This window comes from Curtobacterium pusillum (genome assembly GCF_007673235.1).
Taxonomy (GTDB): Bacteria; Actinomycetota; Actinomycetes; order Actinomycetales; family Microbacteriaceae; genus Curtobacterium; species Curtobacterium pusillum_C.
Window position 1 is genome coordinate 95,391 of the sequence record NZ_VDZH01000003.1, and the last position, 24,179, is coordinate 119,569.

23 protein-coding genes, 2 tRNA genes and 1 pseudogene are annotated in these 24,179 nt (G+C 70.0%); 10 read left to right on the forward strand and 16 right to left on the reverse strand.

From position 1 onward, the window contains the following. Window positions 1-513: 513 nt before the first annotated feature. Window positions 514-966, forward strand: a pseudogene (locus tag FS532_RS19180) (recombinase family protein); the annotation flags it as partial. Window positions 967-1,585: 619 nt separating this feature from the next. Here the strand turns inward: FS532_RS19180 and FS532_RS08825 are convergent. Together FS532_RS08825 and FS532_RS08830 are read right to left on the reverse strand one after the other, a co-directional pair. Then, a tRNA-Arg gene (locus FS532_RS08825) sits at window positions 1,586-1,660 on the reverse strand. A gap of 13 nt (window positions 1,661-1,673) precedes the next feature. After that, a complete protein-coding gene (locus tag FS532_RS08830; protein ID WP_144752900.1) occupies window positions 1,674-2,777 on the reverse strand; it encodes an epoxide hydrolase family protein in 1,104 nt (367 codons plus the stop codon). 68 nt (window positions 2,778-2,845) lie between these two features. On the opposite strand from FS532_RS08830, the gene FS532_RS08835 reads away from it, so the two are divergent. Then, window positions 2,846-3,730, forward strand: coding sequence for a CPBP family intramembrane glutamic endopeptidase (locus FS532_RS08835; protein ID WP_144752903.1), 885 nt, complete (start codon window positions 2,846-2,848; stop codon window positions 3,728-3,730). 177 nt (window positions 3,731-3,907) lie between these two features. Here the strand turns inward: FS532_RS08835 and FS532_RS08840 are convergent, their stop codons facing one another. The 3 genes from FS532_RS08840 to FS532_RS08850 form a co-directional block, all read right to left on the reverse strand. Next, window positions 3,908-4,402: an HNH endonuclease gene (locus FS532_RS08840; RefSeq protein WP_144752906.1), complete on the reverse strand. Its 495-nt coding sequence runs from the start codon at window positions 4,400-4,402 to the stop codon at window positions 3,908-3,910. Between the two features lie 357 nt (window positions 4,403-4,759). Next, window positions 4,760-5,701 (reverse strand): C40 family peptidase, encoded by a 942-nt coding sequence (locus FS532_RS19130; protein WP_144752909.1) that lies wholly within the window; start codon window positions 5,699-5,701, stop codon window positions 4,760-4,762. Window positions 5,702-5,973: 272 nt separating this feature from the next. After that, window positions 5,974-6,669, reverse strand: a complete 696-nt coding sequence (locus FS532_RS08850) for a metal-dependent transcriptional regulator (RefSeq protein WP_144752912.1) — start codon at window positions 6,667-6,669, stop codon at window positions 5,974-5,976. Window positions 6,670-6,855: 186 nt separating this feature from the next. Here FS532_RS08850 and serC point away from each other — a divergent pair, with 186 nt between their 5' ends. Further along, on the forward strand, window positions 6,856-7,971 hold the full coding sequence (gene serC / locus FS532_RS08855; RefSeq protein ID WP_144752915.1) for a phosphoserine transaminase: 1,116 nt from the start codon (window positions 6,856-6,858) through the stop codon (window positions 7,969-7,971). Between the two features lie 79 nt (window positions 7,972-8,050). Here serC and FS532_RS08860 read toward each other — a convergent pair whose 3' ends face one another. Beyond that, window positions 8,051-8,758 (reverse strand): DUF3027 domain-containing protein, encoded by a 708-nt coding sequence (locus FS532_RS08860; RefSeq protein WP_144752917.1) that lies wholly within the window; start codon window positions 8,756-8,758, stop codon window positions 8,051-8,053. Then, complete coding sequence (locus FS532_RS08865; RefSeq protein ID WP_079237226.1) at window positions 8,758-9,135, reverse strand: cold-shock protein; 378 nt, start codon at window positions 9,133-9,135, stop codon at window positions 8,758-8,760. Before FS532_RS08865 ends, FS532_RS08860 begins: the two co-directional genes overlap by 1 nt. Window positions 9,136-9,191: 56 nt before the next feature. Between FS532_RS08865 and FS532_RS08870 the strand changes: the two genes are divergently transcribed. The 5 genes from FS532_RS08870 (at window position 9,192) to FS532_RS08890 (ending at window position 15,558) form a co-directional block, all read left to right on the forward strand. Beyond that, window positions 9,192-9,491 (forward strand): hypothetical protein, encoded by a 300-nt coding sequence (locus tag FS532_RS08870; protein WP_079237227.1) that lies wholly within the window; start codon window positions 9,192-9,194, stop codon window positions 9,489-9,491. A 28-nt stretch (window positions 9,492-9,519) separates the two neighbouring features. After that, on the forward strand, window positions 9,520-11,280 hold the full coding sequence (locus tag FS532_RS08875; protein WP_144752920.1) for a helicase-associated domain-containing protein: 1,761 nt from the start codon (window positions 9,520-9,522) through the stop codon (window positions 11,278-11,280). Window positions 11,281-11,337: 57 nt separating this feature from the next. Then, window positions 11,338-13,035 carry a DNA repair helicase XPB gene (locus FS532_RS08880; RefSeq protein WP_144752923.1) on the forward strand — a complete coding sequence of 566 codons (1,698 nt, stop codon included), beginning with the start codon at window positions 11,338-11,340 and terminating at the stop codon, window positions 13,033-13,035. Between the two features lie 51 nt (window positions 13,036-13,086). Further along, window positions 13,087-13,782: a response regulator transcription factor gene (locus FS532_RS08885; RefSeq protein ID WP_017888045.1), complete on the forward strand. Its 696-nt coding sequence runs from the start codon at window positions 13,087-13,089 to the stop codon at window positions 13,780-13,782. Window positions 13,783-13,860: 78 nt separating this feature from the next. Then, a complete protein-coding gene (locus FS532_RS08890; protein WP_144752926.1) occupies window positions 13,861-15,558 on the forward strand; it encodes a sensor histidine kinase in 1,698 nt (565 codons plus the stop codon). Here FS532_RS08890 and FS532_RS08895 read toward each other — a convergent pair. From FS532_RS08895 to FS532_RS08925, 7 genes are all read right to left on the reverse strand, one after another. Further along, entirely contained in the window at window positions 15,534-16,196 is a 663-nt protein-coding gene (locus FS532_RS08895) for a hypothetical protein (protein ID WP_144752929.1), read from the reverse strand. The genes FS532_RS08890 and FS532_RS08895 overlap by 25 nt on opposite strands. 643 nt (window positions 16,197-16,839) lie before the next feature. Then, window positions 16,840-18,459, reverse strand: coding sequence for a chaperonin GroEL (gene groL, locus FS532_RS08900; RefSeq protein WP_144752932.1), 1,620 nt, complete (start codon window positions 18,457-18,459; stop codon window positions 16,840-16,842). Between the two features lie 216 nt (window positions 18,460-18,675). Continuing rightward, window positions 18,676-18,879, reverse strand: coding sequence for a cold-shock protein (locus FS532_RS08905; RefSeq protein ID WP_022903461.1), 204 nt, complete (start codon window positions 18,877-18,879; stop codon window positions 18,676-18,678). Between the two features lie 158 nt (window positions 18,880-19,037). After that, window positions 19,038-19,613 (reverse strand): LytR C-terminal domain-containing protein, encoded by a 576-nt coding sequence (locus FS532_RS08910; protein WP_144752935.1) that lies wholly within the window; start codon window positions 19,611-19,613, stop codon window positions 19,038-19,040. After that, on the reverse strand, window positions 19,610-19,906 hold the full coding sequence (locus FS532_RS08915; protein ID WP_260852626.1) for a DUF3263 domain-containing protein: 297 nt from the start codon (window positions 19,904-19,906) through the stop codon (window positions 19,610-19,612). The genes FS532_RS08910 and FS532_RS08915 overlap by 4 nt, the downstream gene beginning before the upstream one ends. 96 nt (window positions 19,907-20,002) lie before the next feature. Then, window positions 20,003-20,998: a DUF2332 family protein gene (locus FS532_RS08920; RefSeq protein ID WP_144752938.1), complete on the reverse strand. Its 996-nt coding sequence runs from the start codon at window positions 20,996-20,998 to the stop codon at window positions 20,003-20,005. Further along, complete coding sequence (locus FS532_RS08925) at window positions 20,998-21,471, reverse strand: GNAT family N-acetyltransferase (RefSeq protein ID WP_144752941.1); 474 nt, start codon at window positions 21,469-21,471, stop codon at window positions 20,998-21,000. Before FS532_RS08925 ends, FS532_RS08920 begins: the two co-directional genes overlap by 1 nt. Window positions 21,472-21,537: 66 nt before the next feature. On the opposite strand from FS532_RS08925, the gene msrB reads away from it, so the two are divergent. Both msrB and FS532_RS08935 read left to right on the forward strand, forming a co-directional pair. Beyond that, a complete protein-coding gene (msrB, locus tag FS532_RS08930; protein ID WP_144752944.1) occupies window positions 21,538-21,948 on the forward strand; it encodes a peptide-methionine (R)-S-oxide reductase MsrB in 411 nt (136 codons plus the stop codon). A 37-nt stretch (window positions 21,949-21,985) separates the two neighbouring features. Next, window positions 21,986-22,058 (forward strand) — tRNA-Thr (locus FS532_RS08935). A 204-nt stretch (window positions 22,059-22,262) separates the two neighbouring features. Here FS532_RS08935 and FS532_RS08940 read toward each other — a convergent pair. Next, a complete protein-coding gene (locus tag FS532_RS08940; RefSeq protein WP_144752947.1) occupies window positions 22,263-23,294 on the reverse strand; it encodes an aldo/keto reductase in 1,032 nt (343 codons plus the stop codon). A gap of 89 nt (window positions 23,295-23,383) precedes the next feature. Continuing rightward, window positions 23,384-24,163, reverse strand: a complete 780-nt coding sequence (locus tag FS532_RS08945) for an alpha/beta fold hydrolase (protein ID WP_144752951.1) — start codon at window positions 24,161-24,163, stop codon at window positions 23,384-23,386. Window positions 24,164-24,179 lie beyond the last annotated feature (16 nt).

Below are 24,179 nucleotides of genomic sequence, written 5' to 3' on the forward strand. Positions count from 1 at the left end.
TGCCCCTTGGACCAGCCGGCAGCGAATCCTCTGCTGGAACCCGTTGGCGGGGCGGAGCGAGAGCTGAGGAGGGACACGAGCTGGGCCGTACCGGGCGAATACGACAGCGGCCGCGGCGCATATTCGATCAGCCTCTGCACCTGGAGCGGAGAAACAGAGCCGTCTGCCGCGCTGGCTTTGGCGATCAGATCTGCGGCCCCCTCGATGATGCCATCGTGAGCGCCCGACGAGAGCAACGCGTTTCGAGCGACGGCGCATGAATAATAAAGAAAACCGGTGTCCAAGGGCTCATTTTCCGTCCGTGCAAACCGCTCGTGATGACGACCACGAGAGTACGCCAGACGATTACGATCCTCAAGCTCGACCGCGGCCGAGTGCCAATGGGTGCCGAGATCGAAGCCGACGACAAGCCCCAGTTGCGATTCGGTCGGATCCAGCCCACGTGGGTCGGCTGTCGCTCACACGGCGCCGAGGAACCGGCCTACCGCGCGGTCCCCGGACGCGAAGGCGGTTGTGAGCCTGCCGGCGCCTGCCCGCAACGCCGGAGCAGCCGCGTCGCGCCGCCGGAAGTCGTCGCCGAGGGCAAGCGGTTCAGCGAGCTGTAATCTTGCCGCCGAGCTCGCCGCGCGCGGACTCGCCTCGGCTCCCACCCCGTCAAGACCATCTAGAACCATTGATGGCACGCAGCTGCACAAGGTGCTCACCAATCCCTACTACAAGGGCATCGTTCGCTGGCGAGGAGCTGAAGCTCCCGGCCGCCACGATCCCCTGGTCCCAGAACCCGTTTGGCAACGGGTTCAGGACATCCTCTCGTCCCGCGCGGTCGGGGAGAAGAGCCGGGACTACCCCCGCTACTTGAGAAGCTCGGTGTTCTGCGGCAGCTGCAAAAGCTGGCTCATCGTCCAGCTGGCCCGCAACAGGCACGGCACGCTCTACGAGTACTTCGTTTGCTCCGGTCGGCATTCCAAGCGCACCTCGTGTACCAGGTCGGCGATGCGGATCGCGCTGATCGAAGAGAAAGTTGCGCTGTACTACCGCCGAATCGTCCTTACTCCTGAGATGGCTGCGCAGACCGCCAAGGTCCTGCGCGAAGAGACAGCAGCCGTCAGCGCGGAGTCCACTGCTGCGCGGGCGGGGTACCTGAAGGAGCTGGCCCGCCTCAACGACCGCGCTAGGAAGCTGCTCGAAGGTCACCTTTCCGGAGTCATTCCGGCCGAGCTGTACGCCGAGGAGCAGGGGCGCATCACGGTCCTTAACGCTTCCCTGAAAGACCGCGTCGGTGCTGCCGACGCGTCGTCCGAGGATGTCGCAGCCAACCTGGAGGCGGCTCTCTTCCTGGCCGAGCACTGCTACGAGGCCTACCGCCGCGCTAGCGACGTCGTTCGCCGGCAGTTCAACCAGGCCTTTTTCGTCCGGCTCTACATCGATGAAGACGCCGAGGTGGAGGGCCATCTCGCCGAACCGTTCCACGCCCTGCTCGAAGGCGGTACCTCCGATTGGTCACTCGTCACCTCTGGCACCGAAGGCGGAACCGAAAAACCCTCGCCAGATCTTTCGTCTGGCGAGGGTTCGCATCATGTTCGTATGGTGCCCCTGGAGGGACTCGAACCCCCAACCGTTTCCTTAGGACGGAACTGCTCTTCCATTGAGCTACAGAGGCTGGCGTTCCCACTCTAGCGGCGGAACGGCTCCAGGAAGGCCCGGAGCTCCCCGACGAACAGGTCCGGCTGCTCGAACGGCGCGAAGTGCCCACCGCGGTCGAGTTCGTGGTGGTACACGAGGTTCGTGGTCCACTCGAGCCACTCCCGCGGCGCCCGCACGAGGTCGCCCGGGAAGATCGAGAAGCCGGACGGCACCTCGACCCGTCGGGCCATCTGCTCCGCCGGGACCGCCGCGTTCGCGTGGTACATCCGCATCGCCGAGCCGATCGTCGCCGTCGCCCAGTACTCGGTGAGGAGCGCCAGTACCTCGTCCCGCGTGTACACCGACCAGAGGTCCCCGTCGCAGTCGCTCCACGACCGCAGCTTCTCGACGATCCACGCCGCGAGGCCCGCCGGGGAGTCGTTCAGTCCGACCGCGGCGGTCTGCGGCTTGGTCCGGTGCATCATCGCGTAGGCGCCCTCGGCGGTGCGCCACTGTTCGGTCTCGGCGACGAACGCACGCTCGGCGTCCGACAGCGTCGACGGATCGAGCCCGGGCCAGGCGAGTCCACCGTCGATCCGGTGCACGGCGACGACCCGGTCGGGGTGGTCGAGCGCGAGGTACCGGGCGACGTGGGTGCCGATGTCCCCGCCGGACACCGCGAACCGCTCGTACCCGAGGTCGGTCATCAGCGTCGCCCACATCCCGGCGACCGCGCGCGCGTCGATCGGCTGCGGCGGCGCGTCCGAGAAGCCGTAGCCGGGCATGTCCGGCACGACGACGTCGAACCCGGCGGCGACGAGCATCGGCAGCACCTTGCGGTACCGCCACCCGGAGTCCGGCCAGCCGTGGGCGAGCAGGACCGGCAGCGCGTCTGCCGTGCCGGCACGGGCGTGCAGCACGTGGATCCCGATGCCGTCCACCACGACCCGACGTGACGGCAGCGCGGCGAGCGCCGCCCGGTGCGCGTCGAAGTCGAACCCGTCGGCCCAGTACTCGACGAGGGATCGGAGCTCGTCGACGTCGACCCCGAGCGACCAGCCCGTGCCGGCGGGCACGTCCGGCCAGCGTGTGGCGTGCAGTCGCGTCCGCAGTTCCGCGATGGTCGCGTCGTCGATCTCCGGGGTCTGGGCCATGGCCGCACGCTACGCGCACCGACCGACAGGCCGACCGCGGGGACACCAGGACCTCTAGGGTTTTCCTCATGTCAGGGAACGCATCAGGGAACCGTGGGAACCGCACGGGTTGGGCCGGCTTCTGGGACCGGGGTGGGTGGTGGAAGGCGATCGCGTTCGCGGTCGTGTACCTCGCGATCTACCTCGGCGTCGGCTGGGTCATCGACAAGGCAGCCGGCGACGCCATCGACTTCGACGACGTCTTCGGGGACCCGCTGAGCGTATTCCTCGCGGTCGCGCTGCCGCTGATCATCGGCTCGATCGTCCTGTTCGCCTTCGCGGCGTCCGTCCGCTGGCTCCCCCGTCCGTTGTTCGGACGCCAGCCGGTCACGGGCCGGTGGTGGATGTGGATCGCACCCGTGCTCGTGGTGATCACGTTCGTCCTCCGCCTGTTCGGCATCGACTGGGCTTCGTACACCGGAGGGGTCATCGCGACGACGTTCCTCGCAGGCCTCTTCGTCGGCATCGCGGAGGAGGTGCTCACCCGCGGCATCGTCGTCACCCTGCTCCGCCGGCACGGTTACCGCGAGTGGGCCGTCGCCGTGCTGTCCTCGCTCGTCTTCGCCCTGCTGCACACCACGAACCTGCTCTCGGGTCAGCCGTTCCTCACCGTCATGGCCACCGTCGGGTTCGCCTTCGGGTTCGGGATGATGATGTACCTGACGCTGCGCGTGACCGGGAACCTCGTCTGGCCGATCATCCTGCACGCCCTGACCGATCCCTCGACCATCCTCGCCACGGGCGGGATCGACGTCGCCGGGAGCAACCAGAGTCCACTGCTGGCCTTCGCGGGACTGTCCACGTTCGTGTTCCTGATCTTCGCGCTCATCGCGATGATCGTCATCCGCGGGAACGCGAACGGCCGCGCAGCGGCCGGCGAACCCGAGCTGCACACGACGGTCCCCACCGCCTGACGCGCGCGGCGCTCGACACGCGACCAGGAGACGGACTGGAGGCACGGTGTCAGCTGGCACCGTGCCTCCAGTCCGATGCGGCGACAGCCGCGCATCCAGTGAGCAGCAATGGTCGGGTCCGTTGCCCAGACCCGACCATTGCTGCTCACTGAACGGCGCGCGAACGCGCACAGGCCGCTACGCGGCCACGAGGTACTCGTCCCACTCGGACTGCGGACGCTCGATGCCCCGCACCACCCACGACGCACCGTGCGGCGCCTTCGGGCGGAACCGGAGCCGCCACCCCATCTCCTGCGGGGTGCGGTCACCCTTGGTGTTGTTGCACGCCAGGCAGCAGGCGACGAGGTTCTCCCACGAGTCCTCGCCCCCGCGCGAACGCGGCTGCACGTGGTCGATGGTCGTCGCGTGCCGGTCGCAGTAGGCGCACCGACTGGCGTCCCGGCGGAGCACACCGCGACGGGAGACCGGCACGAGCCGCGAGTGCGGGATGCGGACGTACCGGGTGAGGATGATGACGGACGGACGGTCGTAGGTGGACGTCGAGCCCGTGACCGGGTGCTCGAGGTCTGCGGCGACGATGGCCGCCTTCTGGTTCATGACGAGCACGAGGGCCCGTCGGAACGAGATCACCGCGAGGGGCTCGTAGCCGGCGTTGAGGACGAGAGTGCGCATGGTTTCCCTTCCGACGTGCCTGGACGGCTTCCAGGCGCTGCGGGTGCGTCGGACCGGGACTCGCGCGCAAGTGACCGTCGCTCGCGCACACGTCCCCTGAACCACGAAGAGCACCACCCGGCTGGGCAGTGCTCTCGTCATGCAGGGGCGTGCTCGTGCACGCAGGCGGTGGTCGACCATATGTCGACGTGCGCGCGCCGACCCATGGTGCGGGTCGTGCGGAACGCTGACATGGGGTCTCCCTGCTCGGGGCCGTTCGGACCGGTGCAGCGTCAGGGTACGTCAGAAACCGGCCCGGCACGAGGGTGCGCAGGCCGGTTCCGGCGATGTTCACGGGATCGACGTCCCGCGGTCGGATCAGATGCCGAAGCGGACGATGTGGTAGTCGCTGGTCCAGATCGGGCGGATCGAGACGGAGCCACCGGGCTTCGGGGCGTCCATGATCATGCCGTTGCCCATGTAGAAGCCGTCGTGCGCCTCGTTGTTGAAGATGACGACGTCACCGGGCTGCGCGTCGGACTCGGGGATCGTGGTGCCGGCCTGGTCCTGCAGCGGCACCGAGTGCGCGAGGTTGATGCCGTACTGGGCGTACACGAACATGACGTAGCCCGAGCAGTCGAAGCCGGACGGGTCGGCGCCGCCGAAGACGTACGGGGTGCCGATGTACTGCTTGGCGGTGGCGACCACGGCCGGCAGCGAGAACGGGGTGTTCGCGGCGGAGGCGGTCGCGACGTAGTCCGACGCGCTCGGGCCCGTGTACGAGGCGTACTGCGAGGCGGTCTGCGCGCGGGCGGCCTGCGTGGCGGCGGCCTGCTTGGCGGCTGCGGCAGCGGCCTTCTGCGCGGCCTCGGCGTCGAGCGTGGACTGCGCGGTGGCGCCGTAGCCGTCGCGGCTCGTGCCGGCGAGGGCGACCGCGTCGGACACGGAGAAGTTCTGAGCCTCGGTCGTGCGGATCTGGCGCTGCGCGGCGGCGGCGTCCGAGCCGGTGGACTGCTGCGTCGCGGCGAACGCCGGGGCGACGGCCACGGTGCCGAACATGCCCGCGGCGACGGTCAGCACGACCGGCGCGAGGAAACGGCGCTTGCGGGCGGAGGAGCTCGCCTTCGCCGTGGCGGCGGTGCGGGCGGCCTGCGCTGCGCGGCGACCGCCGGGGAGCGGCGCGTCGCGGACCGGGGTCACGCGGCGGGTGGGTTCCGCGGTGCGAGCGGCCCGGCGGGAGAGCGGCGCGTCGGTGGCGTTCACGGTGTTCGTCGGGTTCGCGGGCGTCTGGTCGTCCGCGGCGGAACCGGTCTGCGTCAAGGGATGTCTCCGGCGTCTCGTCATCACTGCCAGCGGGGGTGATCGCCGGCCGTGCAACCCCATCCGTTCGTCATCGTTTCCGATCGAGACAGGAGACGGGTTCGAGACGTCCTGTCACGGGTCCTGGGCCTCGTGGGTGGCCGGCGGACTCGACGAGTGTACGTGGACGCCGTTACCTTGTCGAGATGAAAACGCCGGTTTGTAACGGAACGGTTAAGAATCCCTGATCAGAGGGCAGAAAACCACTCCGCCCCAGTTCCGGGGACAGCGCGTCAGGCTCGCTCGATGTAGACGTGCTGCGCGACCTCGCTGGGCAGCTCGATCCCAGCGTCCTCGCCGTCGACGCGGACGGCGACGTAGGCCCCTGCGCGCTGCACGCTCGCCAGCCGTCCGGGCATCACACCCGCCGACCGCAGCTGGTGGAGGAGCTCCGGTTCGAACTGCACGGGTTCACCGAGGCGGCGGATCACACCGGTCGCGACGGCGTCGGTGCCCTCGGTCGCGGCGACGATGTTCTGCACGCCGTCGAGGAACCCGGGTGCCGCGGGGCCGCCGATCTCGGCGAGGCCCGGGATCGGGTTGCCGTACGGCGACTCGGTCGGGTTGCCGAGCATCTCGAGCAGACGGACCTCGACCTGCTCGCTCATGACGTGCTCCCAGCGGCATGCCTCGTCGTGGACGAACGCCCAGTCGAGCCCGATCACGTCGGACAGCAGGCGCTCCGCGAGGCGGTGCTTGCGCATGACGTGGGTGGCACGGGAGCGCCCCTCGTCGGTGAGTTCGAGGTGCCGGTCGCCGGAGACGACGACGAGTCCGTCGCGCTCCATGCGGGCGATGGTCTGCGAGACCGTGGGGCCCGAGTGGCCGAGACGCTCCGAGATGCGGGCGCGCAGCGGCACGATCGCCTCTTCCTCCAAGTCGAGGATGGTGCGAAGGTACATCTCCGTGGTGTCGACGAGATCGGTCACGGTCCGCCTCTCATGTCTGGGCCCAGCGCGCCCCACCCTACTTGTTCGAGGCGACATGCAATGACCAACACTTGCAAGGTGCAAGAAAGTCCGTGGCGGACACGGCCTGGAGGCACGGTGCAGGTCCGCCCCGTCCGGCCGGTACACGGTCACGAGCGTTGGGATACCGCTCGCTAGGATCGGTGCATGGCAGACATCGTCATCCCCGCCGAACTCCTCCCGACCGACGGCCGCTTCGGCTGCGGACCGTCCAAGATCCGTGGCGCGCAGCTCGAGTCCCTCGTGACCCGCGGGGCGACGATCCTCGGCACCTCCCACCGTCAGAAGCCCGTGAAGGACCTGGTCGGCAGCGTCCGGCAGGGCATCGCCGACCTGTTCGACGTCCCCGAGGGCTACGAGGTCGTCCTCGGCAACGGTGGCTCGACCGCCTTCTGGGACGCCGCCGCGTTCGGCCTGATCGAGCGCCGGGCCGAGAACCTGTCCTTCGGCGAGTTCGGGTCCAAGTTCGCCAAGGCCGCCGGTGCGCCGTGGCTCGAAGCGCCGCACGTCGTCGAGGCACCCGGTGGATCGCTCGCCGCACTCGAGGTCGTCGAGGGCGTGGACGTCTACGCCTACCCGCACAACGAGACCTCGACGGGCGTCATGGCTCCGGTCGTCCGCGCCGCGGGTGACCCCGGCGCCCTCACCGTCGTCGACGCCACGAGCGCCGCCGGTGGTGCCGCGTTCGACGTCAGCGCCACCGACGTCTACTACTTCGCGCCGCAGAAGAACTTCGCGTCGGACGGCGGCCTCTGGCTCGCGCTGTTCTCCCCCGCCGCGATCGAGCGCGTCGAGCGGATCGCGGCGAGCGGCCGGTACATCCCGGAGTTCCTGTCCCTGAAGAACGCCGTCGACAACTCGCGCCTGAACCAGACCCTGAACACCCCGGCGCTCGCGACCCTGATCCTGCTCGACGACCAGGTGCGGTGGATCAACGAGTCCGGCGGGATCGCGTGGGCGGACACCCGCACGAAGACGTCGTCGTCGACCCTGTACGACTGGGCCGAGTCGGTCGACTACGCGACGCCGTTCGTGACCGATGCCGCTGCCCGCTCGCAGGTCGTCGCCACGATCGACCTCGACGACTCCATCGACGCGAAGGCCGTCGCCGCCACCCTCCGCCAGAACGGCATCGTCGACACCGAGCCGTACCGGAAGCTCGGACGCAACCAGCTGCGCATCGCGACGTTCACGGCGATCGACCCGGACGACGTCGCGAAGCTCGTGCAGGCGATCGACTTCACGGTGAGCGCCCTGCGCTGACCGGGCACCCACCACGCCGAACGGCCGCAGCCCCACGGGATCCGTGGGGCTGCGGCCGTTCTCGTCGGTGCGGTTCGGGTCAGGCGCCGTGGCGTCCCGGGTCGACCTCGCCGGCGTCGAGCCGGTCCGTCTCGAGGTCCTCGTCGGGGTCGACCGGGCGGACCCGGCTGGAGCGGCGACGTGCTCCGCGGGACGGTGGCGGGGTCACGTCGGCCTCGTCATCGTCGTCGTCCGACTCGTCACCGTCGGACTCGTCGTCGTCCGCCTCGTCGAGCTCGTCGACGTCCACGCCCTCGATGTCGTCGTCGTCCGACTCGTCGAGGTCGTCCTCGTCGGTGTCGAAGTCGTCCTCGTCGTCGGACTCGTCGTCATCGGACTCGTCGTCGTCCGCGTCGTCGTAGTCCGCGTCCTCGGCGTCCTCGTCGTCTTCGTCCTCGTCGTCCTCGTCGTCGTGCTCGTCCTCGTGCTGCCCCGCGCGGTACTCGGCGAGCCGCTCGGACCACGGCACCCAGTCCGGCGCGACGAGCGAACCGTCGCCCGGCATGAGCTCGACCTCGAGCACGGTGGGCTCGTCACCCTCGACCTGCGCGATGGAGACGGTCCACCGCCACCCGGGGTACCCGGGCATGCGGTTCGCGAAGAGCACCGACACGACGCCGTCCCCCTCGTCGACGGTGCCCGCGGGCGCGCCGACGGTGGATTCGGGCGTCACCTCGAGCAGGGCCTTCCGCGCGAGGGCGGTGAGGTCCTCGGAAGGAGCAGGGGCGGTGGGGGAGGTCTCGGTCATCACGCGTCCAACTGGTCAGCGACGTGCCGCAGGATCGCGGCGATACGGGTGCCGTTCTTCGGGTACCGGCCGTGCCGGAAGTCCCCGCTGATGCGGTCGAGCTCCTTCACGAGGTCCTCGACGATCACGGCCATGTCGTCCGCCGATCGCCGTGACATCTTCGCCAGGGACGGCTGCGGGTCGAGGAACCGCACGGACAACGCCTGCGACCCCTTCTTCCCCTGGACGACGCCGTACTCGAGCCGCGATCCGGCCTTCACCGACGTGACGCCGTCGGGCAGCGAGGACGCGTGCAGGAAGACGGGTTCGCCGTCGTCGCCGGTGATGAACCCGAACCCCTTCTGGTCGTCGTAGAACTTGACCTTGCCGGTGGGCATTGGTGGGACTCCTCGAGGTCGTGGAACGGCCGTGGTGCGTCGGATATCCTGGGTCGATGGCCAACCCGACCCGGTCCACCGGGAACACGCAGGACTCCGCGGAACCCCCGGTGACGTTCAATCGTACCGAACGCGCCCTCGCGTTCATGGTCGGTGGGATCTTCATCGCGGCGTTCCTCTGCATGGCGGCGATGATCGTCATGTGGCTGACCGCCCCGAGCGCGCAGGGATCGATGCCGTGGCCCGTGATCATGGCGATCCCGCTCATCGGGTTCCCGATCGGCATGGTGCTGGTCTTCACGCTCCTCGCCATCACCTGGACGCGCAGGGCGCGAGCGAACCGGACGGCGCGCTGAGGCCCGCGCGGGACGATCGCGGCGGACGATGACGACCACCGCAGACCTCGCCGCCCGGCTCCGGGCGATGCCCGACGACGCCCTCGAACGACTCGTCGTGGCCCGGCGGCTCCCCGCGGCGGTCCTCGCCGAGGCAGGTCCGCTGCGCATCTCGGACTTCTTCGACCTCGCCGAGGCACTCCGCACCGACGACGCGGTCGACGCCGCCATCGAGCACCTTCCCCGTGCGACGCTCCTCGCGCTCCGTGACCGGACCGGGTCCGCCGACGACCTCGCCCCGGCGGTCACGCTCGGCCTCGCCGACGAGGACGGCGGCGTCGACGACGCGGTCGCGGCCCGTCTGGCCGCGCACCCGGACATCGCCGGTCTGTCTGGAGGCACGGATCACCCCGATCACGCCGGTCCGCCGCCCGAGACGGTCGACGAGGCACGCGCCCGGACGACCGGCGCGGAGCACGCCTTCGCGACGATGACGGTGCTCGCCGAGCTCCTGCGCGCCGTGTCCGACGGAGCCGTCCGCGAACTCGTGAAGGGCGGCATCGGGACCCCGCTCGCGAAGACGCTCGGCGAGCGCGCCGGCGCCGATGCCCAGGTCGTGCCGGACCGTCTGGCGCTGCTCGAACGGACCGGCTTCGCCGCCCCGGGCGACGGCACGTGGACGACGACCGACGCCGGCGACACCTGGCTCGTGGCGAGCTGGCCGGACCGCTGGTCGACGCTCGTGTCGGCGTGGCGCAACTCCCTCGACCCCGCACTCCACGACGTACTCGACACCGCCGGGGACGACCTCCGCGACCTCGTCTCCGTCGGCCGCTGGGCGTACCCGGCGGGTGCCCGGTGGCTCGACGCCGTCCTGCTCGAGGTCGCCGGGACCGCGAACGCCCTCGGCCTCACCGTGGACGGCCTCGTCACGAGCACCGGCCGAGCGCTCCTCGACGGCGATGCGGCTCCGGCAGCCGAGGACCTCCCGCGCACGGTCGACGGCGTGTACCTCCAGCACGACCTCACGGTGATCGCGCCGGGCCCGCTCGCCCCCGTCGACGACGCCGCGCTCCGGAGCGTCGCCGTGCTCGAGGCCCCGGGACTCGCGGCCCGGTACCGGATCTCCGAGGACTCGCTCCGCCGGGCGTTCCGGGCCGGGCTCACCCGCGACGAGGTCGTGGCGCTCCTCGAGCGGCTGTCCTCGACCGGCCTCCCGCAGCCGCTCGCGTACCTGGTCGACCAGGTGGCCTCCCGCGACGGCAGCATCGTCGTCGACCTCGGCGCGGACGGCATCGGGACCCGCGTGCACGGCACCGCCGACCAGCTCGACCTCATCGGGGTCGACGCCGAGCTGCGCCAGCTGGCGTGGGAGCGCGACGACCTCACGACCCTGCTGACCCGCTACCCGCCGCACGTCGTCCACACGGCGCTGGAGGACCAGCGCTACCCGGCCGTCCTGACGGCCGCAGCCCGCCCCGCGACGGGATCCGTGCCTCCAGGCCGACGACGCGGAGGCGGACGCAACCCGGAGCAGGCGGCGCACGCACTCGTGGAACGACTCCGCGTCACCACCGAACGGGGTGACGCCGAACCGGAGCAGGAGTGGCTCGGGCGGCAGATCGACCTCGCGGTCCGCGGACGCACCCCGATCCGGCTGACGGTGCGGATGCCGGACGGCACGGAGCGACCGTTCTCGATCATCCCGACCTCGGTGGCCGCCGGACGCGTCCGGGGGCGTGACACCGCCGTCGACGTCGAACGCACCCTGCCGCTCTCCCTCGTGGTGGCTGTGGAGAGCGACGCGTGATCCACAGGTGAGCCGGACCGCGCCGGTTCGCAGGCAAGCGGCCTAGGCTGATCCGTCATGAACGGACCGCTGATCGTGCAGAGCGACCGCACCGTGCTCCTCGAGGTCGCACACCCCGACGCCGAGGACGCACGCCACGACCTCGCGGTCTTCGCCGAGCTCGAACGCGCCCCCGAGCACGTGCACACGTACCGCATCACGCGGCTCGGGCTGTGGAACGCGCGCGCGGCCGGGCACGATGCCGAATCGATGATCGGGACGCTCGAACGCTTCGCGAAGTTCCCCGTGCCGCAGAGCGTGACCGTCGACATCCGGGACACCGTGGCGCGCTACGGCCGGCTCGTCATCCGACGCGAAGAGCGCCCGGACGCCCCGGTGATCGCGAACTCCCCGTCCGAGGAACTCGAGCTCCAACCGGTCCTGCTGCTCACCGCGACGGAGCCGTCGGTGCTGGCCGAGGTCATCCGGTCGAAGCGCATCAAGCCACTGCTCGGCAACATGCGCTCCCCGGAGGAGGTCGAGCTGCTCCCGTGGGCCCGCGGGCAGATCAAGCAGGAGCTCGTGAAGCTCGGCTGGCCGGCCGAGGACCTCGCCGGCTACACCCCTGGACAGCCCCACCCGATCGACCTCGACACGTCAGAGTGGAGTCTCCGCCCGTACCAGGAGCAGGCCGTCGACACCTTCTTCGCGCAGGGATCGGGCGTCGTCGTGCTGCCGTGTGGTGCGGGCAAGACGCTCGTCGGCGCCGGCGCGATGGCGACCGTGAAGGCGACGACGCTCATCCTCGTCACGAACACCGTCTCCGCCCGGCAGTGGCGGTCCGAGCTGCTGCGTCGGACCACCCTGACCGAGGACGAGATCGGCGAGTACTCCGGCAGCGTCAAGGAGATCCGGCCGGTCACCATCGCGACCTACCAGATCCTCACCGCCCGTCGGAAGGGCGAGTACACGCACCTGTCGCTGCTCGACGCCCTCGACTGGGGCCTCATCGTGTACGACGAGGTGCACCTCCTGCCCGCGCCGGTGTTCAAGCTGACCGCCGACCTGCAGGCCCGCCGTCGACTCGGCCTGACCGCGACCCTCGTGCGCGAGGACGGGCGCGAGGGCGACGTGTTCTCCCTCATCGGGCCGAAGCGCTACGACGCCCCGTGGAAGGAGATCGAGGCGCAGGGCTACATCTCCCCCGCCGAGTGCTTCGAGGTCCGCATCGACCTCCCGCACCAAGACCGGCTCGAGTACGCGGCGTCGAGCGACGACGAACGGTACCGGCTGGCGGCGACCTCACCCGCGAAGACCCCGGTGGTCCGGGAGCTCATCGAGAAGCACCGCGGAGAGCAGATCCTCGTGATCGGGCAGTACATCGACCAGCTCGACTCGCTTGCCGAGTCCCTGGACGCTGCGGAGATCACCGGCTCGACACCCGTCGACGAGCGGGAGCGGCTGTACCAGGCGTTCCGCGACGGCACCATCGACGTCCTCGTCGTCTCGAAGGTCGCGAACTTCTCCGTCGACCTGCCGGACGCGACCGTCGCGATCCAGGTCTCCGGGTCGTTCGGCTCGCGGCAGGAAGAGGCCCAGCGACTCGGCCGACTCCTGCGCCCGAACAAGGACGGACTCCCCGCGTCGTTCTACACGCTCGTGACCCGCGACACCGTCGACCAGGACTTCGCGCAGAACCGTCAGCGCTTCCTGGCCGAGCAGGGGTACTCGTACACGATCCTCGACGCCGACCAGGTCCAGGCGCCCGTGGGCTGACGCACGCACCGCTCTCAGGAAACCATTAGGGAACGGTCAGAAGATAGGACCATGAGCGATGGCCCCAAGATCCTGATCGTCGACGACGAGCCGAACATCCGCGACCTCCTGACGACCTCGCTGCGCTTCGCCGGCTTCGCCGTGCGCGCAGTGGGCAACGGCGCTCAGGCGATCTCCGCCGTGCTGGAAGAAGAGCCGGACCTGATCATCCTCGACGTGATGCTCCCCGACATGAACGGGTTCGGCGTCACGAAGCGCCTCCGCTCGTCGGGCTACACCTCGCCGATCCTGTTCCTCACCGCGAAGGACGACACCGAGGACAAGATCACCGGCCTCACCGTCGGTGGCGACGACTACGTCACGAAGCCGTTCTCGCTCGACGAGATCGTCGCCCGCATCAAGGCCATCCTCCGTCGCACCATGAACGACGAAGAGGACGCGATCATCCGCGCCGGTGAGCTCACGATGGACCAGGACACGCACGAGGTCACCATCGGCGACGCGCAGATCGAGCTCTCCCCCACCGAGTTCAAGCTGCTCCGCTACCTCATGCTCAACCCGAACCGCGTGCTGTCCAAGGCGCAGATCCTCGACCACGTGTGGGAGTACGACTTCAACGGCGACGCCGGCATCGTCGAGTCGTACATCTCGTACCTGCGTCGGAAGCTCGACCAGTACTCGGCCGAGCCGATCATCCAGACGAAGCGCGGCTTCGGCTACATGCTCAAGGCGTCGAAGGCCTCGTAGGTCTCTCGGACTTCTGGGTCCGTCTTCACGGCGGCCGTCGGGTTTCGACCCGCGGCCGCCGTCTATCGTTGGGGAAGCATGCACACGCGAATGAGCCGCTGGTGGGACGGGATCTCCCTGCGCACCAAGATCACCGGGATCACGGTCCTGTTGGTGGCGCTCGGGCTGCTCGTCGCCGGTCTCGGCACCATGACCGTGCTCTCGACCTACCTCATGTCGCAGCTCGACACCAGCGTGAAGAACACGACCGAGCAGCTCGAGGGTCAGAACATCAGCGACGGTGAGCAGTACTGCAAGCTGTCCGTCGTCCTGTCGCAGAGCGCCTACGTCGCCGCGTACAACTCGGACAGCGACCGGATCTGCCAGACGAAGGCGTCCAGCCGCCCCGACATCCGGCAGCTCGACTTCGCTGCCGCCGCCCAGAGCGGCGTCCGCTTCTCGCTCTACGACAGCCAGCACAACCACGAGTGGCGTGCCCAGGTGATCCCGGCCTCGTTGCAGGACCAGTCGAACGGCGCCACCGAGACGGGCTACGTGCTCGTCGCGGTCTCCAGCGCCGACACCGACCAGACGATCGCCCGCTTCACGGTCATCTTCCTCGGGTTCGGCATCTCGGTCATCCTGCTCGGCGCCATGCTCACCAGACTCCTCGTGACCGCGACCTTCGACCCGTTGCGCGACGTCGAGGACACCGCTGCGCGCTTCGCCGCCGGTGACTTCAACCAGCGACTCGAGTCGGACACCCCGAACACCGAGGTCGGACGCCTGAACCGCTCCCTGAACTCGATGCTCGAGCGGATCGACACCGCGTTCGAGGACCGCCAGCGCACCATCGACCAGATGCGCCGCTTCGTCGGGGACGCCTCCCACGAGCTCCGCACGCCGCTCGTTTCTCTGCGCGGCTACGCCGAGCTGTACCGGATGGGTGCCCTCCGCAAGGAGGAAGACGTCGCGCAGGCGATGGAGCGCATCGAGAAGGAAGCGAAGCGCATGGGGCTCCTGGTGCAGGACCTCCTGCAGCTCGCCCGGATCGACGAGTCGAAGCCGCTCGAACTCGGGCCGGTCGACCTCGTCGCCATCGCGCGCGACTCTGCGCTCGACACCATGGCGTCGAACCCGGACCGCGAGATCCAGGTGCTCGTCGAGGACTCGGTGACGGGCGAGAGCGTCCCGCACGCCGTCCGTCCGGCCGCGGCACCCGGCTCCGACTCGAGCGACTCCCCGCCGGTCTCGCCCACGTCGGCGAACACCACCGGGCCGATCGCGTTCTCGCGCCAGACGATCGCGCGCCTGCGTGCCCGTCGCACCCGCGCGATGGGCGTCGACGGCGAACTCGCCCCGAGCGACGAGACGACCCCGCTGCCCACGGTCGTGCTGCCGAAGCGCCCGCCGATCGTCCTGGCGGAGGAGAACAAGATCCGCCAGATCGTGACGAACCTCATGGGCAACGCCATGCGCTTCACGGAGCACGACGACCCGATCGAGATCGGCATCGGCGTGGACGACGAGCGCGGCATGGCGCACATCGACGTGATCGACCACGGTGAGGGCATCCCGCCGCAGCTCCGCGACAAGATCTTCCAGCGCTTCTGGCGTGCCGACACCTCGCGCGCACGGGACACCGGCGGTTCGGGCCTCGGGCTCGCCATCGTCTCGGGCATCGTCGCGGCGCACCACGGCTCGGTCGAGGTCTTCGACACCGAGGGCGGCGGCGCCACCTTCCGCGTCTGGCTCCCCCTGCTCCCCCGCGACTACGCCGCCCCCGCCGGCGCCTGACGCCGCCGGTGCCCGGCGCCGCCGAGGTCGCACGAATTGCCGCTCAAGAACGCGCTCGGCGGCAGTTCGTGAGACCTCGCCGGAACTCCCGCGGCGTGTTGAGCGATCTCGACGACCTCACGCGCGGGTGTCCATCGCCGACCGCGCGACGAACGCCTGACGGAGCCGCTCGAACAGCACCGCCGGCCGGCGTCGGCACGGTTCGCGTGGAGCACCAGCCAACCGTTCACGACCATCGAGTTGTCTCGTCGCTGATCGTGCTCGTACGTCGCCCGCTCGCGGTGGTGGTCCCCGTCGTACTCGAGCGCGATCCGCAGGTTCGGCCAGCCCATGTCGACGCGCGCGAGGAATCGCCCTGCGCCATCGAACACCTCGACCTGCAGCTCCGGCTCGGGAAACCCCGCGCCGACCACGGCGAGACGCAACCACGTCTCCATGGCCGACTCCGCCCCGACTCGGATCAGTTCGATGGCAGCACGCGCGACGGCGACGAACCGCTCGCCGGGCAGGATCGTCGCGGCAAGCGCATCGACGGTCGTCGGACCACGATGGCCCACGAGGAAGTCACCGACCGCCACGAGCTGTTGGACCGTGAGCAACCCCGCACAATCGCGCCACGCCCGCTCGGGTCCGCTCACCCGTACGTCGTCGAGAGCGACGACGACAGCTCCGGCCCGACGTCGATGCCCGACGACCCCGGGCCGGCGCATCAGTGGCCCGGCACCGACGGTCGTGACATGAACAGCGCCCTCGTGTGCGCGGGGCAGCGGAGCACCCCACCGCTCGACGGCGGTCGTGTGACTGAAGTACTGGTCATGGCGCATCACGAGCGCAACGGCGGTGACGAGGGACATCGACGTGTCCGTGGTCCGAACGCCGTGGACCGGGCGCGAGAGGTCCTTCCGTCGGAGTCGACCGGGTCGACACCGTTCGCGAGCGCTTCACGGACCAGGAAGCCGTTCGGATCGAGTGCGTCGGGGAGCGTGCTGGGCCGTGGCATGGCGAGAGTGTGGCGGCGCGGTGCCCAACGCGACCGCTTCGGAAGCCGAACTGTGGAGAACGAGGCGACCCGCGCCTCCTGTGCGTTCTTCGGTGGTCGCACAACACGCCGTCAGCCGCACGGCGGGGTCGCACGAAGTGCCGCCCGCCGCGCCAGCGGGCGGCAGTTCGCGCGACCTCGGCCCACCCGACTCGCCACGCGACCACTCCACCCACACCCCACCCCACGCACGCGGAAGGGCCCCGCACGCGCAGCGTGCGAGGCCCTTCCGTCAGGACTGCTTAGAAGTCCATGCCACCCGTCGGGTCGCCGGCCGGAGCAGCAGGGGTGCGCTCCGGCTTGTCGGCGACGACGGCCTCGGTCGTGAGGAACAGGCCGGCGATCGACGCAGCGTTCTGCAGCGCCGAGCGCGTGACCTTGGCCGGGTCGATGATGCCCGCGGCGACCAGGTCGACGTACTCACCGGTCGCGGCGTTGAGGCCGTGACCCGACTCGAGCTCGCGGACCTTGGCGGCGACGACGCCCGGCTCGAGACCGGCGTTCAGCGCGATCTGCTTGAGCGGCGCGTCGATCGCGACGCGGACGATGTTCGCGCCGGTCGCCTCGTCGCCCTCGAGCTCGAGGGAGTCGAGCACGATGGACGCCTGGATGAGCGCCACGCCACCACCGGCGACGATGCCCTCTTCGACAGCAGCCTTCGCGTTGCGGACGGCGTCCTCGATGCGGTGCTTGCGCTCCTTGAGCTCGACCTCGGTCGCGGCACCGGCCTTGATGACGGCCACGCCACCGGCGAGCTTCGCGAGGCGCTCCTGGAGCTTCTCGCGGTCGTAGTCGGAGTCGGTCGCCTCGATCTCGGAGCGGATCTGGCGGACGCGGCCCGCGATCTGCTCCTCGTCGCCAGCACCCTCGACGATGGTCGTCTCGTCCTTGGTGATGATGACCTTGCGTGCCTTGCCGAGCAGGTCGAGCGTGGCGTTCTCGAGCTTGAGGCCGACCTCTTCCGAGATGACCTGGCCGCCGGTGAGGATCGCGATGTCCTGCAGCATGGCCTTGCGACGGTCGCCGAAGCCCGGGGCCTTGACGGCGACGGACTTGAAGATGCCGCGGATCTTGTTCACGACGAGCGTGGCCAGGGCCTCGCCGTCGACGTCCTCGGCGATGATCAGGAGCTGCTTGCCCGCCTGGATCACCTTGTCGACGACCGGCAGGAGGTCCTTGATGTTCGAGATCTTCGAGTTGACGATCAGGATGTAGGCGTCCTCGAAGACGGCTTCCTGACGCTCGGGGTCGGTGACGAAGTACTGCGACAGGTAGCCCTTGTCGAAGCGCATGCCCTCGGTGAGCTCGAGCTCGGTGCCGAAGGTGTTCGACTCCTCGACGGTGACGACGCCTTCCTTGCCGACCTTGTCGATGGCCTCGGCGATGAGCGCGCCGATCGTCGGGTCCGCGGCGGAGATCGACGCGGTGGCGGCGATCTGGTCCTTGGTCTCGATGTCCTTGGCGTTGACGAGGAGCTGGTCGGAGACGGCGGCGACGGCCTTCTCGATGCCGCGCTTGAGCGACACGGGGTCGGCACCGGCGGCGACGTTGCGGAGACCCTCGCGGACGAGTGCCTGGGCGAGGACGGTCGCGGTGGTCGTACCGTCACCGGCGACGTCGTCGGTCTTCTTGGCGACCTCCTTGACGAGCTCCGCACCGATCTTCTCGTACGGGTCGTCGAGCTCGATCTCCTTGGCGATGGAGACACCGTCGTTCGTGATCGTGGGGGCGCCCCACTTCTTCTCGAGGACGACGTTGCGGCCGCGCGGGCCGAGCGTCACCTTCACGGCGTCGGCCAGGATGTTGAGGCCGCGCTCGAGGCCGCGACGGGCCTCTTCGTCGAAAGCAATGATCTTTGCCATGTGAGTTTCTCGTCCCTCCCGGACGTCGTCATGGGGGTCGTGCTGGCACTCAGCGTGAGCGAGTGCCAACGCCGATTCTGGCACTCGCAGGGGTCGAGTGCAACACCGACGGGAGGCAAGGGTCGACTTCCCAGGACACGCACCGGGACCGCCGTGCCGACACGGACGAACGCGCCGCCCCGGAAGGGACGGCGCGTTCGCGAGGTGGTTGCCGGGTCAGGCGGGACGGACCGATTCGGCCTGCGGCCCCTTCGACCCGGTGCCGACGTCGAACGTCACTGCCTGGCCCTCCTCGAGGACCTTGTAGCCCGACATGTCGATTGCCGAGTAGTGCACGAACACGTCCTGGCCCCCTCCATCGACGGTGATGAAGCCGAAGCCCTTCTCGGCGTTGAACCACTTCACGGTTCCGTTGGCCATGATCTCTTGCTCCCTGCGGTGGTGCTGTTCCGGACGGCGCAGTCGCCGTCTTGGCACGACTCTTACCGAACAATGCCGACAGGGCAAGGGGTGTGACGTTCTTTCACGATGATTCCGACAAGAATCAACGTGCCCGAAACACGCTCGTCACAAATGCATCAACCGGCGTAGTCGGCGCCGAGCACGACAGAGATGTCGGCATTCGGGAACGCCGCCGACTGCTGCACCGCGGTGACGCCGAGGGACTTCGCGATCCCCTGCGCGACCGAGGCCTGCGCCGTCTGCTGGTAGTACACGATCGTCGCGGTCGTGCCCGTGGTGCCGGCGTCCCCGGTCGACGTGACCTTCCACCCGGCCGAGGTCAGCGTGGCGCTGGCCTTCGCCGCGAGCCCGGTCGTCGTGGTGCCGTTCAGGACGACGACGCTGGTCGTGCCCTGGTCGGCGGGCGTCCCGGCCGCGGGGGCCTCCGGTGCGGACGAGGTCGGCGACGACGAGGGCTCCGACGTGGCGGACGCCGACGACGACGCCGACGGTGAGGTCGAGCCGGTGAAGGAGTAGCTGCCGTTCAGCAGCGCGAGCCCGAGGACGCTGATCCCGACGATGACACCCGTGGCGAGTGCAGCCCAGGCGAACGCGATCCAGCCGCGGCCCCGGCGCTGTGCACCCCGGTGCGCTCCGACCCGCGGGCCGTCGGCGACGTCGTCGAACCGGTCTCGGGGGTATCTCGTCGTCATCGTTCCTCTTCACGTCCTTCGGGGGCTGCGCCGAGGGCGACGAAGCTGCGCGCCGCCCGGGCACTGGTGCGCGCGTGCCGGAGCCGCTGCAGCCGGGAGACCAGCTGCGGGTCGTACGCGAGCGCCGCGGGCGAGTCGATCACACGGTTCAGCACCTGGTAGTACCGCGCCGGCGACATGTCGAACTCGACCCGGATCTCCGCTTCCTTCGTGCGGTCGTGCCGTGCCCGGTCGTGCTCGAAGGCGAGCACGTGCTTGGCGAGCTCGTCGAGCTCGACAGGGGTGGCGGTCACTGCGGTTCCGATCACGGTGAGGTAACGGGTCTCGCACATCGTAGGGGTGGAGATCATCCGGACCCTGGCACGCCGCTGGACTGTCGCGAAGACCGGTCACAGGTTCGGATCGCGGAGCCACCGCACCCGGACGCCGAACGGGTCGGAGACGGCCATCGCCGTCCCGTCGAGCGAGGCGGTCGCGAACGCGTCCGGATCGGCGGAGTCGACGTCGTCCGGCAGGGTCGCCGCGACGCCGCTGAGGATGCCCGTCCGCTCGAGCGCGATCCAGTGCGCACCGCGGTCGCGCACCCGGTCGACGAACCGCTGGCGGTCCGCCCCGGGCACGTAGACCAGCGTCCCGGTCGTCAGGACGACCGGGACGGCGTCGTCCGGCAGGGCCTCCAGTGCGCGGTCGAGGTCGCCGGGCAGCGTGCCCCGGAGACGGACTGGAGGCGCGGCGAGCGTCGCGCGCGCCGCCTCGCGCATCAGGGCGGTGCGGTCCGTCGCCTCGGGCGGGACGGCCTCGACCAGCCGGTCGAACGCGTGCGGCTCGGTGAGGTCGATCGGGTTCGGGTCGAGGGCGATCCGCGCCGCGATGTCGATCGGCGTGGTCGTCGGCGGGACGGTGACGCCGGAGACGTCCACGGTGAGGTGCACCGACGGCCCGCTCGGCGCCGTACGGATCCGGACGACTTCCTCCCCGCTCCGGTGGTCGAGCGTCACCCGGTCCGGGATCGAGCAGAGCCCCGCAGCAGCACCCGCGTCGACCAGGCCGAGCGGCCGACCCACCCGCGCGGCGAGCGCCGCGAACAACGGGACGACCGGGGCGAGCCGCCGTGGGTCGTTGGCCTGCACCGTGGCGGAGGCGAGGGCCGTGACCAGGGCGAGTCGTGCCTCCAGGCCGAGCGCGCGCAGCGCACCGGGGTCCGACGGATCCGCACCCAGCCGCCGCGCGACCGCGAAGACCAACTCGGGCTGCCGCTTCGACTCCGGGACCTCGTCCAGGAGCGTCACCAGGGCGTCGTCGAGCGATCTGGCCCACGCCGCGTAGGACGGCGAGGCGTCCGCGATGCGCTCCGCGTACGCGGCGTACCGGACGCGCGTGTTCATCAGCGACCGGGACGGTGCATGCCGACGTGGCGGATGCCGGCCTCGTCGTACGGGGTCCCGAACCGTGTGAAGCCGTGCCGCTCGTAGAGGCCCGCGACGTACTCCTGGGCGTGCAGCACGAACGCCTCGTGCCCGTGCGTCTCGAGCACCGCGGCGACCAGCCGACCCGCGATCCCCTCACCCCGGTGCCGCGGATCGGTGGCGACCCGACCGATCAGCCACGCGGGCGGCTCCGCACCCTCGGGGTGGACCTCGTCGGGAGCCGGGCGGATCAGCCGGAGGTACCCAACCGCATCGGCGTCCGTGCCGAACCACCAGTGCTCGGTGTCCGGTTCACGGTCACGGCCGTCGAAGTCCTCGGCGGTGACGCGTTGTTCGAGTGCGAACACGCGGTTCCGCAGCACCACGATGCCGTACAGTTCGTCCGTCGTCAGACGGTCCCAACGGGCGTGGTGCACGGAATGTTCGGACATCGTGGCGAGTTTACCGAAGTGGTCGGGAACACCCCGGAAGAGCCCGGCCGGAAGCAGGAGGAAACAATGACGTACAACGTCGACAAGTCCGACGCCCAGTGGCGCGAGGAACTCTCCCCGGACCAGTACGCCGTCCTCCGTCAGGCCGGTACCGAACGCCCCTGGACCGGTGAACTCCTCGACGAGGAGCGCGCCGGCGTCTACACGTGTGCGGCCTGCGGCGCGGAACTGTTCAAGAGCGGCACGAAGTTCGACTCCGGCTGCGGCTGGCCGTCGTTCTACGAGTCGGTGAACCCGGACGCCGTGCAGCTGATCGAGGACAACTCCCTCGGCATGGCACGCACCGAGGTCCGCTGCGCGAACTGCGGGTCGCACCTCGGGCACGTGTTCCCGGACGGCTTCGGGACCCCCACGGGTGACCGCTACTGCATGAACTCGATCTCGCTGAACTTCTCCGAGAAGCCCGCGGGCGAGTGAACCCCCGGCGCGCCCGCCGCTAGGATGGGGCGCGTCAGCCGGCATGGCGCAATTGGTAGCGCACCGTACTTGTAATACGGGGGTTGCGGGTTCAAGTCCCGCTGCCGGCCCTGCGCAGTGCGGGCGCACTGCATGCGAAGGCCCCGGGTGGGAACACCCGGGGCCTTCGGCGCGTGGAACACGGATCAGGGGGCGTTCCGAGCGCTCGACGCGGTAACCAGCCGGCCGTGCAGTGATGGTGACACCGCACTGAACGCGGTGTCCACACCGGGGTCGAAGCTCGCGGAAAGCCGCAGAACCCGGACAGCCGACGCTCAGCGGCCGCCGGTGATCTTCCGCTCGCGCTGCGCGACGCCCGCCGTGCCGTACGGGTAGTCGTCGATCCGCGGCGCACTCACCTCGGTGAGGGTGTCGAGCTCGGCCTGGTCGAGCACGAGGTCCGCGGCGCCGAGGTTGTCCTCGAGCTGCGACACCGTGCGCGCGCCGAGGATGACGCTCGTCACCGCGGGCCGGGCGAGCAGCCACGCGAGGGCGACCTGCGACCGCGAGGCCCCGTGCGCGTCGGCGATCGCGGACACCGCGTCGAGGACGGCCCAGGTGCGCTCGTCGCCGTTGCGGGCCTCCCACGCCTCCATGCCTCGCTGCGGGTTCTCGCCGAGGCGGGTGTTCCCGGTCGGGGCCTCGTCGCGCTGGTACTTGCCGGAGAGCCAGCCGCCGGCCAGGGGCGACCAGGGCAGCAGGCCGATCCCGGCGTCGAGGCTCGCGGGGACGATCTCGTGCTCGATGTCGCGGACGAGCAGGTTGTACTGCGGCTGCAGGGTGACCGGCGGCGCCCAACCGTGCGCCTTGGCCTCGTAGACCGCCTTGGTGATCTGGTGGCCGAGGTAGTTCGAGAACCCGTACGAGCCGATCTTCCCGGCGGACACGGCGTCGTCGAGGAAGCGGAGGGTCTCCTCGATCGGCGTCAGCGCGTCCCACGCGTGCATCTGGTACAGGTCGATGTGCTCGACGCCGAGGCGCTCGAGGGACGCGTCCAGTGCCACGCGGAGGTGCCGACGGGACAGCCCCACGTCGTTCGGGCCGTCGCCCTGGGGGAAGCGCCCCTTCGTCGCGAGGACGACCTGCTGCGCCTCGGTCGGGTGCGCAGCGAGCCAGCGGCCGATGATCCGCTCCGACTCGTTGCCGGAGTACACGTCGGCCGTGTCGATCAGGGTGCCACCGGCGGCGACGAACGTGTCGATGATGGTGTGGGAGGTGGGTTCGTCGGCTTCGCTGCCGAACGTCATGGTGCCGAGGGTCAGCGTCGACACCGATGTCCCGCTGTTGCCGAGGAGTCTGTAGTCCATGGCCGGGACGGTACGCGCGGGACGGTCCCGCCGAGGGGACCCACGAGTACCCCTCAGCGCTGGTCGGATACGTCAGCGCTGGTCGGACATCAGCCCTGCAGGAACGCGATCGCTGCCTCGCGGAACGCCCGCGACGTCGGCGCGTTGAAGTGGTTCCGCCCCGGGATCTCGAAGAACGAGGCGTCCGGCGCCGCCGCCGCGAGCCGCACGGCGCTGTCCTTGATGCCGTCCTCGCTGCCCGCGGCCATCAGCACGGGCTGCGCGGGCGCGTTCGACGGCGTCGGCTCGATGCTGTCCCGCATGCCCTCGACCATCGCGACCAGGGCAGCGAGGTCGTTCCCCTCGACGTTCCCGGCCATCGTCAGGTAGCCGTTCGTCACGCGGTCCTCGATCGGTGTGCCGTCGGCGAGGAACGCCTTCGCCTGGTCCACCCGCACGCGGCGCATCGGGTCGGCGTCCGGGATGCCGCCGAACACCGCCCGGGTGATCCGGTCCGGGATCCGCTCCGCGGTGTGCCACCCGACGCGGGCGCCGAGCGAGTACCCGAGGTAGGCGACGTCGTCGAGCAGGTAGGTGTCGATGACGGCGGTCACGTCGGCGACCAGCAGGTCCATCGAGTACGCGCCGGGGTCGCGCGGCTTCGAGCTCGCGCCGTGCCCCCGCTGGTCGAGGGCGACGACCCGGTAGCCGGCGCGGACGAGGTCACGGGTCCAGCCCGAGGCGTGCCAGTTGAGCAGCGCACCGGAGGCGAACCCGTGCACTGCGACGACGGCCGGGGCCTCCGGGTCGCCGAAGTCGTAGGTGGCGATCTTCATGCCGTCCGGGGACATCACGGAACGGGGACGGGGCGCTTCGGGGACGAGTGACATGTCCCCTCCAGGCTAC

Bases quoted from the DNA above. Each gene is read 5' to 3' on its own strand.
- FS532_RS08880 (WP_144752923.1), top strand. From the start codon at position 11,338: ATGAACGGACCGCTGATCGTGCAGAGCGACCGCACCGTGCTCCTCGAG.
- FS532_RS08910 (WP_144752935.1), bottom strand. From the start codon at position 19,613: ATGACGACGAGATACCCCCGAGACCGGTTCGACGACGTCGCCGACGGC.
- msrB (WP_144752944.1), top strand. From the start codon at position 21,538: ATGACGTACAACGTCGACAAGTCCGACGCCCAGTGGCGCGAGGAACTC.
- FS532_RS08865 (WP_079237226.1), bottom strand. From the start codon at position 9,135: ATGCCCACCGGCAAGGTCAAGTTCTACGACGACCAGAAGGGGTTCGGG.
- FS532_RS08945 (WP_144752951.1), bottom strand. From the start codon at position 24,163: ATGTCACTCGTCCCCGAAGCGCCCCGTCCCCGTTCCGTGATGTCCCCG.
- FS532_RS08840 (WP_144752906.1), bottom strand. From the start codon at position 4,402: ATGCGCACTCTCGTCCTCAACGCCGGCTACGAGCCCCTCGCGGTGATC.
- FS532_RS08925 (WP_144752941.1), bottom strand. From the start codon at position 21,471: ATGTCCGAACATTCCGTGCACCACGCCCGTTGGGACCGTCTGACGACG.
- FS532_RS08870 (WP_079237227.1), top strand. From the start codon at position 9,192: ATGGCCAACCCGACCCGGTCCACCGGGAACACGCAGGACTCCGCGGAA.
- FS532_RS08835 (WP_144752903.1), top strand. From the start codon at position 2,846: ATGTCAGGGAACGCATCAGGGAACCGTGGGAACCGCACGGGTTGGGCC.
- FS532_RS08885 (WP_017888045.1), top strand. From the start codon at position 13,087: ATGAGCGATGGCCCCAAGATCCTGATCGTCGACGACGAGCCGAACATC.
- groL (WP_144752932.1), bottom strand. From the start codon at position 18,459: ATGGCAAAGATCATTGCTTTCGACGAAGAGGCCCGTCGCGGCCTCGAG.
- FS532_RS08905 (WP_022903461.1), bottom strand. From the start codon at position 18,879: ATGGCCAACGGAACCGTGAAGTGGTTCAACGCCGAGAAGGGCTTCGGC.
- FS532_RS08830 (WP_144752900.1), bottom strand. From the start codon at position 2,777: ATGGCCCAGACCCCGGAGATCGACGACGCGACCATCGCGGAACTGCGG.
- FS532_RS08860 (WP_144752917.1), bottom strand. From the start codon at position 8,758: ATGACCGAGACCTCCCCCACCGCCCCTGCTCCTTCCGAGGACCTCACC.
- FS532_RS08890 (WP_144752926.1), top strand. From the start codon at position 13,861: ATGCACACGCGAATGAGCCGCTGGTGGGACGGGATCTCCCTGCGCACC.
- FS532_RS08940 (WP_144752947.1), bottom strand. From the start codon at position 23,294: ATGGACTACAGACTCCTCGGCAACAGCGGGACATCGGTGTCGACGCTG.
- FS532_RS08875 (WP_144752920.1), top strand. From the start codon at position 9,520: ATGACGACCACCGCAGACCTCGCCGCCCGGCTCCGGGCGATGCCCGAC.
- FS532_RS08920 (WP_144752938.1), bottom strand. From the start codon at position 20,998: ATGAACACGCGCGTCCGGTACGCCGCGTACGCGGAGCGCATCGCGGAC.
- serC (WP_144752915.1), top strand. From the start codon at position 6,856: ATGGCAGACATCGTCATCCCCGCCGAACTCCTCCCGACCGACGGCCGC.